A 15,350-nucleotide genomic window follows, 5' to 3' on the forward strand; every position below is an offset into this window, starting at 1 on the left:
CTAGCTTGAGCAACTGACTTCCAGCCGTTTTCCCCAGTCGGGAGGACGGCTGACATAGTCATCATCTCTGTCGGTAAACGGTGTGCGCAGTACCTGATGCAGTTGGTGCAATTCGCGCGTATCCCCACGTTCCGCATTCTCTATAGCACGCTGAGCCAACCAGTTGCGCAGTACCACCGCAGGGTTGGCGCGCTGCATGTGTTGCTGACGCAATGCATCATCAACCTGTTCCCGTTGCAGGCGAGCGCGATACTGTGTGAACCACTCGTCAAAGGCGGCACGGTCAACAAACTCATCACGCAACGGAGATGCCGCGCTTTGCTGCTCTGTCTGGCTCAACATTCTGAATGTTCGGGTATAGTCGCTTCTCTCGCGCGCCATCAGGCTGAACAAAGCGTTGAGTAACGCATTGTCGTCTTTCTGTTCGCTAAAGAATCCCAGCTTTTGCCGCATCCGTTGGCCGTAACGCGTCAACAGGGCCAGTTGATAGCCATCCAGCGCATCATTGAGTGTATCAACCGACATAAACGGAGAAAGCGTCTGCGCCAGTCGTTGTAAATTCCATAGCCCCACAGCGGGTTGGTTTTCAAAGCTGTAGCGCCCCAGATGGTCGGAATGATTGCAAATCAGCCCAGGCTGATAATCATCCAGAAAACCAAACGGCCCATAATCTATCGTCAACCCCAGGATAGACATGTTGTCGGTATTCATCACGCCATGGGCAAATCCCACGGTCTGCCAGTCAGCGATAAGCGTCGCCGTACGCGACACCACATCCCGAAACCAGAGCGTGTATTTATCATCTTCATCCTGAAAATGGGGCCAGTAGTGGCGAATAGCAAAATCAGCCAGCTGGCGCACTTTTTCAGGTTCACGGCGATAGTAGAAGTGTTCAAAATGGCCGAAACGCATATGGCTTTGCGCCAGACGCATCAACATTGCACCGGTTTCCGGCGTTTCCCGGTAAACCGGGGAATCGCTGGTCACAATCGACAACGCACGGGTCGTTGGGATCCCCAGGTAATGCATCGCCTCACTGGCCAGACTCTCTCTGATCGTAGAGCGCAGTACGGCTCGCCCATCGCCCATTCGCGAATACGGGGTTAAACCCGCGCCTTTCAGATGCCAGTCAAGCGTCGTGCCATCGGGCAGGAGTTGTTCTCCCAGCAGAATGCCGCGTCCGTCGCCAAGTTGCCCCGCCCAGACACCAAACTGATGTCCGCTGTAGACCTGGGCCAGAGGCGACATTCCGGGAAGTAAAGATTCACCACCCCAGACACCCGCTCCACGTTCAACATCAAAAAGTGAGGCTGGAATATCAAGCTGTTGTGCCAAAGCATCATTATGCCAAATCACACGGGCATTGCTCAGGGGAGTTGGGGAAAGAGCGGTATACGTTGCCGGCAACTCATCGCGCCAGCGGGCGGTAAAAGACAGGGTCATAGGGCCTCCTGTTTGTAGTGTAGTCGGTTACTACCGTCTTAAACACCAGCAAATAGAAGGGTTATCGCTGTACCAGGGACGTTATCTGACCGACCGACACGGCTGGCCACAAGCAGCCCTGCAATACGCTGAAACCTAAAGGGGTTACGCGGACCTTCATCTCTTCCGTATCGATACCCGCAATTATAACGGAATCACAACAGGATGATATTTGCGAAACAATAGCCTGCATAAACGGTTCAAATGAAATGCTCATTGCTCTGTGCTGAACAAAACTTTTATCCAGCGCAACCCGTTTGAAAAGACCGTCAAAAATGGCTTTCATTGAAGAATCACCCGCACCAAAATTAGCCAGTATGAGTGGAAACCGCGCCGCTAATTTCACCAGTTTTGGATTTTCTTTTCCACGATTTAATTCAGGGTAATTTTCATTAATCATTAATTCAAGAAATGAAAATCGCTTAACACGCGCGTTAAACTGGTCGTCATATATTAATGCGTCAACCACCGCTGGCGTTAATTTAATCCAGGCATTCAATTTTTGTTGAATAAAAAAATGTTGGCACGTTTCAATCAGTGAGAGTTTTTCTTCGAATAACCGGCACTGCTCTTCAGCCGACAGTCGGGGTATGACCAGCTCTGTCGGCATACGTACAGAGCCATCGTCACTGACAAAGTTTGCGATGGTTTCTAAACCGACAAGATCCCCTTTTACACTCCGCGCGGGCAGAAACAAGAGATCGGAGTGATAGGAATTATCCAGTGAAACAATCATTGTGCCAGTCCCGCTGTTTGGGTGTAATCCGGCATCCTGTAACAACGGATGGAAAACGACATCATTTCAGAGACTAATGGGGGTGCTTTCATTTTATCCTTTTTATCCGGTAAACCGGGTCCTTTTTTTAGCTTATCCTGATTATAAACCAATATCCAGTTTTACACTTTTTCATGAGATGCGCGCGAATTTACGCTAACCACATTACTTTCATGAATAGTATGGTTATCAGGAAGCCAGCCTTATGTCATTAATCGCAAAATTTCATTTTTAAATACGGATGATAAGCCAGGAAAACCTTGTCATCCGCATGATTAAATTCTTCGGGCCTGCCAAAAATTTTTGCGCCAGTAGACATTGTCGAGAGATGAACGCATCACCCCTCGACTGGTCGACGCATGGATAAATTGATTATTGGTGTCATAGATACCGACATGCAAACCACTCTCACCCGAACCGGTTTTAAAGAAAACCAGATCGCCGGGCAGGAGATCATCTTTGTCGATTTCCGTACCAATTTTGGACTGTTGTCGGGTGTCTCGCGGCAGTTGCAGAGAGAACTGGTCACGCATCGTCATCAACACAAACCCTGAACAGTCCACACCACTACGGCTCATTCCGCCATAACGGTACGGTGTTCCGCGCCAGTTCTGTAACTGATCATTGAGACCCGCGATCACCGTAATGGAATCCGAAAGTCTGGCATTTGGCGCAGGAGCGCGATGGCTACTACACCCAGCTAACACCAGTGCTGCGATAAGAAGGAACCAAAAACGCATTCAGGACGAATCCTCTTTTTTATTTTTATATCTATATAGCGTGGAAAGCGCCTTATTTTCAAGAAACCATTTAACTTAAGTGGTTGATATGAGCATTCTGTGGCCTTCCACATCAAGCCGCCGGAAGTTTAACCCATACGCACGGGCTAAATTGGGCGGTGTCAGCACCTCTTCACGCGGCCCACAGGCAATCAACGCCCCACGTTTCAACAGCCACGCCTGATGCGCGTGACGTAGCGTGTGGTTAAGATCATGGCTGCTCATCACGACAGCAATTCCCTGAAGGCAAAGCCGACTGAGCAATCGGTCCAGTGCGTTTTGTTGCGCAACATCCAGGCTGTTCATCGGTTCGTCCAGAAGCAACAATTGCCCGTGAGGATTAGAATCCGGCGAAATTTGCAGCATTACCGCCGCAAGACGGACACGTTGCCACTCGCCACCGGAGAGTTGATTTGTGCCCCGTTCCAGTTTATCGCCCAATCCGAGCGCATCGGCCACCTCTTTCAGCAGATCGGTTCGTGTTTTATCGGGCTGATGAAGCGTCAGGTAATGCCAGACAGGCATGGCAAAAGGAGGGTTTTGCTGTTGCGCAAGGTAGGCGCGATGTTGGGCAAGCTTTGCGGCAGGCCAGGATTCCAGCGCCGTACCGCCAAATACGACAGTTCCGGCACCGCTGGTCAAGCCTGCCATCCGCGCCAGCAGTGTGCTTTTCCCCGCCCCGTTAGGTCCGACAAGATGTAAGATTTCGCCAGCTTTGATCGAACCTGAAAGTGGACCAAGCCGGGAGCTTTCAGCCACGTCCTGTAACTGCATCAACGGAGACATTATTTCTCCAACGCCAGTTTGATACTTTCCATGACAATGGGATCGTCAGGCGTCATGTCAGGTGAAAAACGTTGCACGACGTGTCCATCCCTACCCACTAAAAACTTCTCAAAGTTCCACAAAATATCGTCAGGATACAGCGGCGCACGACCTTTGCTCACCATCCGCTCGTAAAAAGCGCTTGCCTGTGGGGCAACGGCCGCAGGCGCGGCAGCGACCAATTTTTGGTACAACGGGTGGCGGTCGTCGCCATTGACATCAATTTTGCTGAACATCGGGAACGTCACGCCCCAGGTCGTGGCGCAGTACGTTTTAATCTCATCTTCGCTGCCCGGTTCCTGCCCGAGGAACTGGTTGCACGGAAAACCCAACACGGCAAATCCACGTTCGCCCCAGGTTTTTTGCAGGTTTTCCAGTTGTTCATACTGCGGCGTTAAACCGCATTTTGACGCCACGTTAACGATCAGCAGTACATTTCCGGCATATTTCGCAAGCGAGATCTCCTCGCCGTCGATGCTTGTCACTTGAGTGTTGAGAATGGTCTTTTGCATAACGTCTCCCGGGTAACAGACGAATGAGTATTGAACAACATCAGTTTCTAATCATAGACCGAACAGCGATGATCTTTGTATTTAACGTCCTGCTTTTAATAGCAACCAGATAAAGACCGGCGCCCCTAGTGTGGCCGTTACCACACCAATAGGAAGTTCTGCGGAGGCGAGCGCCAGTCGGGCAACCACATCCGCTGTCAACAGCGCAATCGCGCCCGCCAGCGCACACGCAGGCAATAAGACACGATGGTCGGTTAACCCGCATAAACGCAAGATATGGGGAATAACCAAACCGATAAAGCCAATTGCCCCAGCCAACGCCACGCTCACGCCAACCATCCATCCTGTCGCCACTACCAGCAGATTACGCCAGAACCATAAAGGCAACCCAAGCTGGCGGGCAGAGGTTTCGCCCAATGCCAGCATATTCATAGCCTGCGACTGGCAGCAAATCCAGATCAGAACCGGAATCAATGCGATCATCAACCAGCTCTGTTGCCAGTCAACGCCGCCGAAGCCCCCCATCATCCAGTACATCAACTGGCGCAGGTCAAAAGAGGTGGAAAAATAGATCGCCCACGTCATCAGTGCACTACAAATAATGCCCAACGCGACACCGGCAAGCAGTAAGCGACTGGTCGAAAGATGACGACGTGCGAAACGCAGAAGAATGAGCGTGATAATGAGTGCGCCTGCAATCGCGCACACCCCTAATGCCCAACCCGGAAGCTTACCCTGCCCTAACAGCACGGCCGCAATAAGCCCCACACCAGCGCCATTGGAAACGCCAAGCAGTCCCGGCTCCGCAAGTGGGTTTTCAAAGAGTGCCTGCATCACCGCGCCGGAGAGCGCCAGTGCGGCCCCGACCAGCAAAACAGCCAGCGTCCGTGGCAGTCGAATTTGCCAGACAAACAGGTCTCCACGGGTACCAAACCACTCACCTGGACCTATCCACTGTTCTCCAGCACATAAACTTACAGCGGCTGCCAGCAGCGTTAGCGCCGTCAGACTCAGTATCCAGCGCACATGTCGTCGCTGTTGTTGGCGGGCAAAAGTCAGCATATTTTCCATTCTGCTGAAAAGGGATGATCTTGATTTTACGGTGCTTATGCAGCAGTGAAAAGAAAAAAGGCCGCAAAAGCGGCCTTTTTAGTTAGTTAAAAATTACTCTTCTTTGGGCGTTGCGTTTTCAACCCGACTCTTTAACTTCTGTCCGGGTCTGAAGGTCACCACGCGCCTTGCTGTAATGGGAATATCTTCGCCCGTTTTCGGGTTACGGCCCGGACGTTGATTCTTATCACGCAGATCGAAGTTACCAAAACCAGAGAGTTTTACCTGCTCACCGTTTTCCAGAGCACGACGGATCTCTTCGAAAAACAGTTCGACCAGTTCTTTGGCATCCCGCTTGCTAAGCCCAAGCTTATCAAACAGATATTCTGACATTTCAGCTTTTGTAAGCGCCATAGGTTCAATCCCTCAATGATGCCTGGAATCGCTCTTTTAATGCCTCTACACATTTGGCGACGGTAGCGGCAATCTCCTCTTCTTCGAGTGTACGGCTGGTATCCTGAAGGATCAGGCTGATAGCGAGGCTCTTATAACCCTCCGCAACACCCTTACCGCGGTACACGTCAAATAAGTTTACGCCAACTACCTGATTTACGCCAACTTTCTTACACTCAGATAAAATATCTGCTGCAGGAACGTTTTCTGCGACCACAACCGCGATATCGCGACGGTTAGCCGGGAAGCGAGAAATCTCACCCGCCTGAGGCACCACGCGGTCTGCGAGCTTATTCCACTCCAGTTCAAACACCAGAGTGCGACCGTTGAGATCCAGTTTACGTTCCAGCTCAGGATGAACAACCCCAATAAAACCAATACGTTCACCTTTCAGATAAATCGCTGCGGACTGTCCAGGATGCAGTGCCGGATTGGCTTCTGCTTTGAACTGTACGTCAGCAAGTTTACCGGTCAGGTCCAGCACTGATTCCAGGTCGCCCTTCAGATCATAGAAATCAACGGTCTCTTTTGCCAGGTTCCAGTGCTCATCGTGACGGTTACCGCAAATCACCCCTGCCAGCATCAGGTCCTGACGAATGCCCAGGTTCGCCTGAGTATCAGGAACAAAACGCAGACCGCTTTCAAAAATGCGTACACGGTTCTGCTGACGGTTCTGGTTATAGACAACGGTCGCCAGTAAGCCAGTCCACAGAGACAGGCGCATTGCGGACATCTCTACAGAGATTGGGCTTGGCAGCAGCAGCGCTTCAACACCCGGGTGAATCAATTGCTGTACTTTAGGATCAACAAAGCTATAGGTGATCACTTCCTGATAGCCTTTGTCATTCAGCATCGTTTTGACGCGCTTCAGTGACAGATTGGCTTCGCGGTGTGTCCCCATGATCAGACCCGCCTGAACCGGCTCATCAGGGATATTGTTATAGCCGTACACGCGCGCGACTTCTTCGACCAGATCTTCTTCAATCTCCATATCGAAGCGCCAGCTCGGTGCAACCGCTTTCCACTCGTCCTGACCTTCCGTCACTTCGCAACCCAGACGGCGCAGAATATCGCTCACTTGCTCATCCGCAACGTGATGACCGATCAGGCGATCCAGTTTGCTGCGACGCAGGGTGATGGTCGCGCGCTTCGGCAACGTCGCTTCATGGGTGACGTCAATGACCGGACCAGCTTCACCACCACAAATGTCGATCAGCAGACGGGTCGCACGTTCCATCGCTTTATGCTGCAGAGCCGGATCCACGCCACGCTCATAGCGGTGAGATGCGTCAGTGTGCAGGCCATGACGACGTGCGCGCCCCGTAATGGAGAGCGGGCTGAAGAATGCGCATTCCAGCAGCACATTTTGCGTTTCGTCGTTCACACCGGAGTGTTCACCGCCGAAGATACCGCCCATTGCCAGCGCTTTCTGATGGTCGGCAATGACCAGCGTGTCAGCGCTCAGTTTGGCTTCAGTGCCATCCAGCAGCACCAGAGATTCACCCTCTTTCGCCATACGCACGACAATCCCGCCTTCGATGCGGTCTTTATCAAACGCGTGCATCGGCTGACCCAGTTCGAGCAGCACGTAGTTGGTCACGTCAACCACAGCATCAATAGAACGGATACCACAACGACGCAGTTTCTCTTTCATCCACAGCGGCGTTGGCGCTTTAACGTTGATACCTTTGACCACGCGGCCCAGGTAGCGCGGACAGGCTTCTGGTGCGTCTACAGCGATAGGCAGCGTATCATTGATCGTCGCCGCAACGGGCGCGATTTCCGGCTCAACCAGCGGCGCCTGGTTCAGCACAGCGACGTCACGTGCGACACCGATAATACCTAAACAGTCGGCACGGTTTGGCGTCACGCTGATCTCGATGGTGTTATCATCAAGTTTCAGGTATTCACGGATGTCGGTCCCGATCGGCGCATCCGCAGGCAGTTCGATAATGCCGTTATGATCGTCGGAAATGCCCAGCTCAGAGAAGGAGCACAGCATCCCTTCCGACGGCTCACCACGCAGCTTAGCCGCTTTAATTTTAAAATCGCCCGGCAGTACGGCTCCGACTGTCGCCACCGCGACACGCAGCCCCTGACGGCAGTTCGGCGCGCCGCAGACGATATCCAGCAGGCGTTCACCACCCACATCGACTTTCGTTACACGCAGTTTGTCGGCGTTAGGATGCTGAGCGCACTCCACTACTTCGCCCACAACCACGCCGTTAAACTCACCGGCAACCGGATCAACACCATCAACTTCCAGACCGGCCATGGTGATTTGGTTCGACAGCGCATCGCTATCGATTGCCGGGTTTACCCATTCGCGTAACCACAGTTCACTGAATTTCATTATTTATTCCTGCCTTTATTTAAACTGTTTGAGGAAACGCAGATCGTTTTCGAAGAATGAACGCAGGTCAGTCACGCCATAACGCAGCATCGTCAGACGTTCCATGCCCATACCAAAGGCGAAGCCAGAGTAAATTTCCGGATCGATACCGACATTACGCAGTACGTTCGGATGCACCATGCCGCAACCCAGCACTTCCAGCCATTTGCCATTTTTGCCCATCACATCCACTTCTGCAGACGGCTCAGTGAACGGGAAGTAAGAAGGACGGAAACGGATCTGCAAATCTTCTTCAAAGAAGTTACGCAGGAAGTCGTGGAGCGTGCCTTTCAGGTTGGTAAAGCTGATGTTGGTGTCAACAATCAACCCTTCCATCTGATGGAACATCGGGGTGTGAGTCTGATCGTAATCGTTACGATACACGCGTCCCGGCGCGATGATACGAATCGGCGGCTGCTGGTCTTTCATGGTACGGATCTGAACGCCAGAGGTCTGCGTACGCAGCAGGCGGGTCGCATCAAACCAGAATGTGTCGTGGTCCGCACGTGCCGGGTGATGACCTGGGATATTCAGCGCATCGAAGTTGTGATAGTCGTCTTCGATTTCCGGGCCTGTCGCCACAGTAAAACCAAGCTCGCCAAAGAAACTTTCAATACGATCGATGGTACGGGTCACCGGATGCAGACCGCCGTTTTCGATACGACGACCAGGCAGAGAAACGTCAATCGTTTCTTCGGCCAGACGCGCGTTCAGCGCAGCATTTTCTAAATCTGCCTTACGTGCGTTCAGCGCTTGCTGCACCTGCTCTTTCGCTTCGTTGATAACCGCACCAGCGGCCGGACGCTCTTCTGGCGGCAGTTCACGCAGGGTCGTCATCTGAAGGGTTAAATGCCCTTTCTTGCCCAAATATTCGACGCGTACATTGTCTAACGCGGCAACATCTGACGCCTGGTTAATGGCTGCCTTTGCACTGGCAACCAGCTCTGCGAGATGTGACATGGTTTTCCTCATTGTGTCGGTGAAGACACCGTTTGTGGTCATTATTTTTGCTCTAACTATTTCGAGTTGCAGTCTGTACGCCTGCTACTTGAAATAGATCGCGCAATTTTAGATACAAAAAAAGCCTCCACTGGGGAGGCTTTCTGGCGCTGTTTTCCGTTTCATTTCTCACGCGCTAGCCTCCTGAAGTCAGGTGCTAAAGTAAAAAAAGAAACGGAAAATAGCAGCATTCATGCTTGCGTTACCTTGTTGGGTAAAACCGAAAGACCTTTATTGAAAAGGGTTACGGGTAAATTGTCAACTGATTGATTGCACTACAAATAAAAGAGAGGGAGCCAGGCTCCCTCTTTTCACTGGCTTATGCCAGAGCTGCTTTCGCTTTTTCGACCAGAGCGGTGAACGCTAATTTGTCGAATACTGCGATGTCAGCCAGGATCTTACGGTCAATTTCAACAGAGGCTTTTTTCAGGCCGTTGATGAATTTGCTGTAAGAAATACCGTTCTGACGTGCTGCTGCGTTGATACGCGCAATCCACAGTTGACGGAACTGACGCTTACGTTGACGACGGTCACGGTAAGCATACTGGCCAGCTTTGATAACAGCCTGGAAGGCAACGCGGTATACGCGAGAACGCGCACCGTAGTAGCCTTTGGCTTGTTTCATGATCTTCTTGTGACGTGCACGTGCCATTACACCACGTTTTACGCGAGCCATATGTGCTCTCCTGTATCTATATTCTTAGTGAAAAAAGTTAAACGTTAACGGCTTATGCGTACGGCAGGCACGCGATTACCAGACCCAGATCGCCTTTAGAAACAAGGCCTTTTGGACGCAGGTGACGTTTACGCTTAGTCGATTTTTTGGTCAGAATATGACGCAGGTTTGCGTGCTTACGCTTAAATCCACCACCACCGGTTTTTTTGAAGCGCTTAGCAGCACCGCGTACGGTCTTAATTTTTGGCATTTTAATAACTTCCACTTCGCATTGTTAATAAACGAAACGTAGGCGAACAACGGCTGTGGAACCCGCAGGCTCCACAGACATTGCTACTTGAAGGCCTTACTGTTTCTTCTTAGGAGCGAGCACCATGATCATCTGGCGGCCTTCGATCTTCGTAGGGAAGGATTCGACTACTGCCAGTTCACTCAGATCGTCACGGACGCGCGTAAGCACTTCCATACCGATCTGTTGGTGGGCCATCTCACGACCGCGGAAACGCAGCGTGATCTTAGCCTTATCGCCATCTTCCAGAAAGCGTACCAGGCTGCGGAGTTTTACCTGGTAATCGCCATCGTCGGTACCAGGACGGAATTTAATTTCCTTAACCTGGATAACTTTTTGTTTCTTCTTCTGTTCCTTAGAAGACTTACTCTTTTCATAAAGGAACTTGCCGTAGTCCATAATACGACAAACTGGCGGTTCGGCGTTAGGGCTGATTTCAACTAAATCTACTCCAGCTTCTTCAGCTTTTTCGATAGCTTCTCTCAGACTCACAATACCCAAAGCTTCGCCTTCCAGACCTGTTAAGCGAACTTCCAGGGCGCGAATCTCGCCATTGATACGATTCGGACGTGCCGTTTGAACTCGTTTTCCGCCTTTAATACCTTATTCCTCCAGTTGTTGAAGACTGCGGCTGCGAATCTCTTGTTGCAGCTTCTCGATAACTTCATTTACGTCCAGGCTGCCCAAGTCTTTGCCACGACGGGTACGCACGGCAACTTTGCCTGCTTCTACCTCTTTGTCGCCACAGACCAACATGTAAGGGACACGACGTAAAGTGTGCTCGCGGATTTTAAAGCCTATCTTCTCATTTCTCAAGTCTGCTTTTACACGAATACCCGCATTTTGTAGTTTCTGCGTTAATTCGTTAACGTATTCAGACTGTGAATCGGTAATATTCATGACCACAACCTGAACCGGCGCAAGCCAGGTCGGGAAGAAGCCTGCGAACTCTTCAGTCAGGATACCGATGAAACGTTCCATCGACCCAAGAATTGCGCGGTGAATCATAACCGGTACCTGACGTTCGTTGTTTTCGCCAACATAAGAGGCGCTTAAACGAGACGGCAGAGAGAAGTCCAGCTGTACAGTACCGCACTGCCATGCACGATCGAGGCAGTCATACAGGGTAAACTCAATTTTCGGACCGTAGAATGCACCCTCACCCAGTTGATATTCAAACGGGATATTGTTTTCTTCCAGTGCAACCGCTAAGTCCGCCTCAGCACGATCCCACATTTCGTCGCTGCCGATACGTTTTTCGGGGCGAGTGGAAAGTTTGACGACGATCTTCTCGAAGCCAAAGGTGCTGTACATATCGTAGACCATACGGATACATGCGTTGACTTCATCACGGATCTGCTCTTCAGTACAGAAGATATGCGCATCATCCTGAGTAAAGCCACGTACACGCATCAGGCCATGCAACGCACCTGACGGTTCGTTACGGTGGCAACTACCGAACTCCGCCATACGCAGCGGCAGATCGCGGTAGGATTTCAGACCCTGATTGAAGATCTGAACGTGACCCGGACAGTTCATCGGTTTGATGCAGTATTCACGGTTCTCGGAAGAGGTGGTGAACATCGCATCTTTATAGTTGTCCCAGTGCCCTGTTTTTTCCCACAGAACACGGTCCATCATGAACGGACCTTTCACTTCCTGATACTGGTACTCTTTCAGTTTTGAACGAACAAAAACTTCCAGTTCACGGAAAATGGTCCAGCCGTCATTGTGCCAGAACACCATACCCGGTGCTTCTTCCTGCATATGGTACAGGTCAAGCTGCTTACCGATTTTACGGTGGTCGCGTTTGGCCGCTTCTTCCAGACGTTGCAGGTAGGCGCTCAGGGCTTTTTTATCGGCCCATGCAGTACCATAAATACGCTGCAGCATCTTATTGTTGCTGTCACCGCGCCAGTACGCGCCTGCAGTTTTCATCAGTTTGAAGTGATGGCAGAAACGCATGTTCGGCACGTGCGGACCGCGGCACATATCGACATATTCTTCATGATGATACAAGCCAGGCTTATCATCATGAGTAATGTTTTCATCAAGAATAGAGATTTTATACGTCTCGCCACGCTTCACGAAGGTTTCACGCGCTTCGTGCCAGCTGACTTTTTTCTTAATGACGTCGTAGTTTTTCTCAGCGAGCTCGTGCATCCGCTTCTCGAGCGCGTCGACATCTTCCTGGGTTAACGTACGGTCAAGATCAATGTCATAGTAAAAACCGTTGTCGACAACCGGACCGATAGCCATTTTGGTATTCGGCCAAAGTTGTTTGATCGCGTGCCCTAACAGGTGCGCACAGGAGTGACGAATGATCTCAAGACCTTCTTCATCCTTGGCGGTGATGATGGAGAGCTTCGCATCATGTTCGATGAGATCGGAAGCGTCAACCAGCTCACCATTTACACGGCCAGCAATGGTGGCTTTCGCCAGTCCTGGACCGATGTCCAGCGCAACATCCATGGGGCTTACAGCGTGGTCGTAATGGCGTTGGCTGCCATCAGGAAGAGTAATAACAGGCATGTTATATCCTTATTTGCAGTGGTGACCCACACGAAAGATCACATACAAAGTTTCAATGTTAAATTTATCAAAAAGTTATGGACTGATTCCCGCTTCACTCTGCGAAATATGTCACGTACCACTCGCGTGGCGATACCGTAACCTACATCCGCTTTTTGATAACACCGTCTGACAGTGTACACGGCATTGACGGTCGTTCAAAGCCGCAATCACACTGAACTCTATGATGTAAATCAACTGACTGACTTGCCGCGACTTTGTTACACTAAGAAAATCAGGTTGAATTTAACAGGAAAAGGATAATGCCGACGAACCGCTTTGCGAAAAAACACTGGAAGATGGTGGTTGTATTGATTGCCATCTGTGGTGCGATGCTTCTGCTACGCTGGGCGGCGATGATCTGGGGTTAACCTTCAGAATAATGGCGGAGCATAAAACGCTGTTTATTCCCTGCGCAACAATAAAACGCCAATGCGCGTTAATATTCACTTGCCCGTGATGACGGGAATAAATCTCTTAAAAAAATAACGTCGCATTTTAAAACGGCCAGGTCGCCTGTAAACGACCCGGCGCACGTTTACATCTTATAACCCAATGATACTGTCGTACGGCGATCAGTATGCTCTGGCGCCGTTTCAGGCGGTTCGGAGTTCCAGGTCACATTATAGGCAACCTTCAAGCCGAAATGTTCATTGATGGCGACATCCAGAGCCGTCTCCGAGTTGAGGGTGGTATCATCCGCCCCAAACACTGACACGCCCTGCGTGAATTTAGTGGTATCCGTCATTTGCCAGGCGTAAGCGCCCGACGCATAACCGAGTGGCTGAGTTTCCGTCGTATCGTCTGTGCGTTCGTCATAACGAACACCGGGACCGAATTCAAAACGGAAACTGTGTACCGGACCATTGAGAAACTGGCGACCATACCCTGCCGTCGCAATATCACGCTCGTGGTAACCGTTGTAGCGGTCGGTAAGCCAACTCGCCTGGCCAAAAAGATAATCATAATCGGTGGTGTTAAAACGGCTACGGCCGCCCACAGCGTATTTTTCCGAAGAACGCTCATCATTCGACGAGGTGTTGCTGGCATTCCCCCACAGTGACCATGCGGTGGTTTGACCGTACCAGGTCATGGTGGTATCCGCCGTTAAGGAAGAGCTTTGGGTATTGCCTGACTGCGCAAGGTATCCCGCATTCAGGTTACCTTCAAAGGGTTTCTTCGCGGTGGTGGGATCATCCATGACAGTAAAAACGGAATCATCGGCGGCGGCATGCATTGACGCAACGACGCCACCCGCCAGCATTAATGCAGCGGGTACTGTCTTCAAAAGCTTCATTTATAAAGAGTCCGTACAACAAAAAAAGAGACCATAGCGGTCCCGGAAACTTTCTTAGGGATCAAAGACAAACGATCGCCGGAAAGGTAACAAATTATAAAAAGGCTCGAATAACATAGCAATGAATTCTTATTTCATTTTTTGAATAAGGACGTTCCTGAATCAATAAAATATTTATATCTACACATAGCGCAAATTTTGAATAAATAGCCAATAAATCATACCGTTAATTACTTCACTTTCCAGGCGTTCGGTGCCAGACTGAATTCAGCCTAACAGGAGGTAATGATGGTACGTATCTATACGTTAACACTTGCGCCCTCTCTCGATAGCGCAACACTCACTCCGCAAATCTACCCCGAAGGGAAGCTCCGCTGCACGTCACCGGTTTTTGAGCCCGGCGGCGGCGGCATCAACGTCGCCCGTGCAATTTCACATCTTGGCGGTACGGCCACCGCCATTTTCCCCGCTGGCGGTGCCACCGGCGAACACCTGGTAGCCTTATTGGCCGATGAACATGTTCCCGTCGCAACAGTCGAAGCCAAAGACTGGACCCGCCAGAATCTGCATGTCCACGTCGGATCCAGCGGCGAGCAATATCGCTTCGTGATGCCCGGCGCATCGCTGAGCGACAAAGAATTTCAGTTGCTTGAAGAACAGGTTCTCGAAATTGAATCAGGCGCGTTGCTCGTTATCAGCGGCAGTTTGCCGCCCGGCGTCAAGCTGGAAAAACTCACGCAGCTCATCTCGGCGGCGCAGAAACAAGGCATTCGTTGCATTGTTGACAGCTCAGGCGATGCCCTACGCGCGGCCTTAGATATCGGCAATATTGAACTGGTTAAACCCAACCAAAAAGAACTGAGCGCACTGGTAAACCGTGAACTCACCCAACCTGATGACGTGCGTAACGCGGCTCAGGAGATTGTGAAAAGCGGTAAAGCGCATCGGGTTGTTGTTTCTCTGGGCCCACAAGGTGCGCTGGCGGTCGACGCCGACAGTTGCGTTCAGGTCGTCCCTCCGCCGGTGAAAAGTCAAAGCACCGTGGGTGCGGGTGACAGCATGGTTGGCGCTATGACGCTGAAATTGGCTGAGGATGCATCTCTGGAAGATATGGTGCGGTTCGGTGTGGCTGCGGGGAGCGCGGCGACCCTCAATCAGGGAACGCGTTTGTGCTCTGCTGAGGATACCCAAAAGATTTATGCTTATCTGACGCAATCATAATGGCTTTCCCCTCCTTTATTGTGAGGGGA

General features: G+C 51.0%; 17 protein-coding genes and 1 other annotated feature. Of the genes, 2 read left to right on the top strand and 15 right to left on the bottom strand.

Translation table 11 applies throughout. The features are described 5' to 3' along the window. The 14 genes from selO to thrS form a co-directional block, all read right to left on the bottom strand. Positions 1 to 1,443: a protein adenylyltransferase SelO gene (gene selO / locus AC07NP_RS05750; protein WP_494659838.1), complete on the bottom strand. Its 1,443-nt coding sequence runs from the start codon at positions 1,441 to 1,443 to the stop codon at positions 1 to 3. Positions 1,444 to 1,504: 61 nt separating this feature from the next. After that, a complete protein-coding gene (locus AC07NP_RS05755) occupies positions 1,505 to 2,218 on the bottom strand; it encodes an EAL domain-containing protein (protein ID WP_494659839.1) in 714 nt (237 codons plus the stop codon). 314 nt (positions 2,219 to 2,532) lie between these two features. After that, positions 2,533 to 2,997, bottom strand: a complete 465-nt coding sequence (locus tag AC07NP_RS05760) for an NlpC/P60 family protein (protein ID WP_203358001.1) — start codon at positions 2,995 to 2,997, stop codon at positions 2,533 to 2,535. Between the two features lie 75 nt (positions 2,998 to 3,072). After that, on the bottom strand, positions 3,073 to 3,822 hold the full coding sequence (gene btuD, locus AC07NP_RS05765; protein WP_494659840.1) for a vitamin B12 ABC transporter ATP-binding protein BtuD: 750 nt from the start codon (positions 3,820 to 3,822) through the stop codon (positions 3,073 to 3,075). Then, the gene (locus tag AC07NP_RS05770; protein WP_494659841.1) at positions 3,822 to 4,373 is read right to left on the bottom strand and encodes a glutathione peroxidase; all 552 of its coding nucleotides are present in this window, start codon (positions 4,371 to 4,373) and stop codon (positions 3,822 to 3,824) included. Before AC07NP_RS05770 ends, btuD begins: the two co-directional genes overlap by 1 nt. A gap of 81 nt (positions 4,374 to 4,454) precedes the next feature. Beyond that, complete coding sequence (btuC, locus tag AC07NP_RS05775; protein WP_203358004.1) at positions 4,455 to 5,435, bottom strand: vitamin B12 ABC transporter permease BtuC; 981 nt, start codon at positions 5,433 to 5,435, stop codon at positions 4,455 to 4,457. 102 nt (positions 5,436 to 5,537) lie between these two features. Then, positions 5,538 to 5,837 carry an integration host factor subunit alpha gene (gene ihfA, locus AC07NP_RS05780; protein WP_003030571.1) on the bottom strand — a complete coding sequence of 100 codons (300 nt, stop codon included), beginning with the start codon at positions 5,835 to 5,837 and terminating at the stop codon, positions 5,538 to 5,540. Between the two features lie 4 nt (positions 5,838 to 5,841). Next, entirely contained in the window at positions 5,842 to 8,229 is a 2,388-nt protein-coding gene (gene pheT / locus AC07NP_RS05785; RefSeq protein ID WP_494659842.1) for a phenylalanine--tRNA ligase subunit beta, read from the bottom strand. Positions 8,230 to 8,244: 15 nt separating this feature from the next. Further along, positions 8,245 to 9,228 (bottom strand): phenylalanine--tRNA ligase subunit alpha, encoded by a 984-nt coding sequence (gene pheS, locus AC07NP_RS05790; protein ID WP_192612044.1) that lies wholly within the window; start codon positions 9,226 to 9,228, stop codon positions 8,245 to 8,247. Between the two features lie 114 nt (positions 9,229 to 9,342). Next, positions 9,343 to 9,467 (bottom strand) — a sequence feature (Phe leader region). Continuing rightward, on the bottom strand, positions 9,418 to 9,462 hold the full coding sequence (pheM, locus tag AC07NP_RS05795; protein ID WP_001386830.1) for a pheST operon leader peptide PheM: 45 nt from the start codon (positions 9,460 to 9,462) through the stop codon (positions 9,418 to 9,420). It overlaps the preceding feature by 45 nt. A gap of 119 nt (positions 9,468 to 9,586) precedes the next feature. Continuing rightward, positions 9,587 to 9,943, bottom strand: a complete 357-nt coding sequence (gene rplT / locus AC07NP_RS05800) for a 50S ribosomal protein L20 (RefSeq protein WP_192612043.1) — start codon at positions 9,941 to 9,943, stop codon at positions 9,587 to 9,589. Positions 9,944 to 9,995: 52 nt separating this feature from the next. Next, complete coding sequence (gene rpmI / locus AC07NP_RS05805) at positions 9,996 to 10,193, bottom strand: 50S ribosomal protein L35 (protein ID WP_003030583.1); 198 nt, start codon at positions 10,191 to 10,193, stop codon at positions 9,996 to 9,998. A 96-nt stretch (positions 10,194 to 10,289) separates the two neighbouring features. Beyond that, the gene (gene infC, locus AC07NP_RS05810; RefSeq protein ID WP_071828920.1) at positions 10,290 to 10,832 is read right to left on the bottom strand and encodes a translation initiation factor IF-3; all 543 of its coding nucleotides are present in this window, start codon (positions 10,830 to 10,832) and stop codon (positions 10,290 to 10,292) included. Positions 10,833 to 10,835: 3 nt separating this feature from the next. Then, positions 10,836 to 12,764 (bottom strand): threonine--tRNA ligase, encoded by a 1,929-nt coding sequence (gene thrS, locus AC07NP_RS05815; protein ID WP_203358006.1) that lies wholly within the window; start codon positions 12,762 to 12,764, stop codon positions 10,836 to 10,838. A 302-nt stretch (positions 12,765 to 13,066) separates the two neighbouring features. On the opposite strand from thrS, the gene yniD reads away from it, so the two are divergent. Further along, positions 13,067 to 13,174 carry a small membrane protein YniD gene (yniD, locus tag AC07NP_RS05820; RefSeq protein WP_162379854.1) on the top strand — a complete coding sequence of 36 codons (108 nt, stop codon included), beginning with the start codon at positions 13,067 to 13,069 and terminating at the stop codon, positions 13,172 to 13,174. Between the two features lie 167 nt (positions 13,175 to 13,341). Here the strand turns inward: yniD and AC07NP_RS05825 are convergent, their stop codons facing one another. Beyond that, entirely contained in the window at positions 13,342 to 14,100 is a 759-nt protein-coding gene (locus AC07NP_RS05825; RefSeq protein ID WP_162379771.1) for a DUF481 domain-containing protein, read from the bottom strand. Positions 14,101 to 14,388: 288 nt separating this feature from the next. Here AC07NP_RS05825 and pfkB point away from each other — a divergent pair, with 288 nt between their 5' ends. Then, positions 14,389 to 15,321 (top strand): 6-phosphofructokinase II, encoded by a 933-nt coding sequence (gene pfkB / locus AC07NP_RS05830; RefSeq protein ID WP_203361283.1) that lies wholly within the window; start codon positions 14,389 to 14,391, stop codon positions 15,319 to 15,321. Positions 15,322 to 15,350 lie beyond the last annotated feature (29 nt).

It is taken from the genome of Citrobacter sp. GW821-FHT07H02 (genome assembly GCF_059418505.1).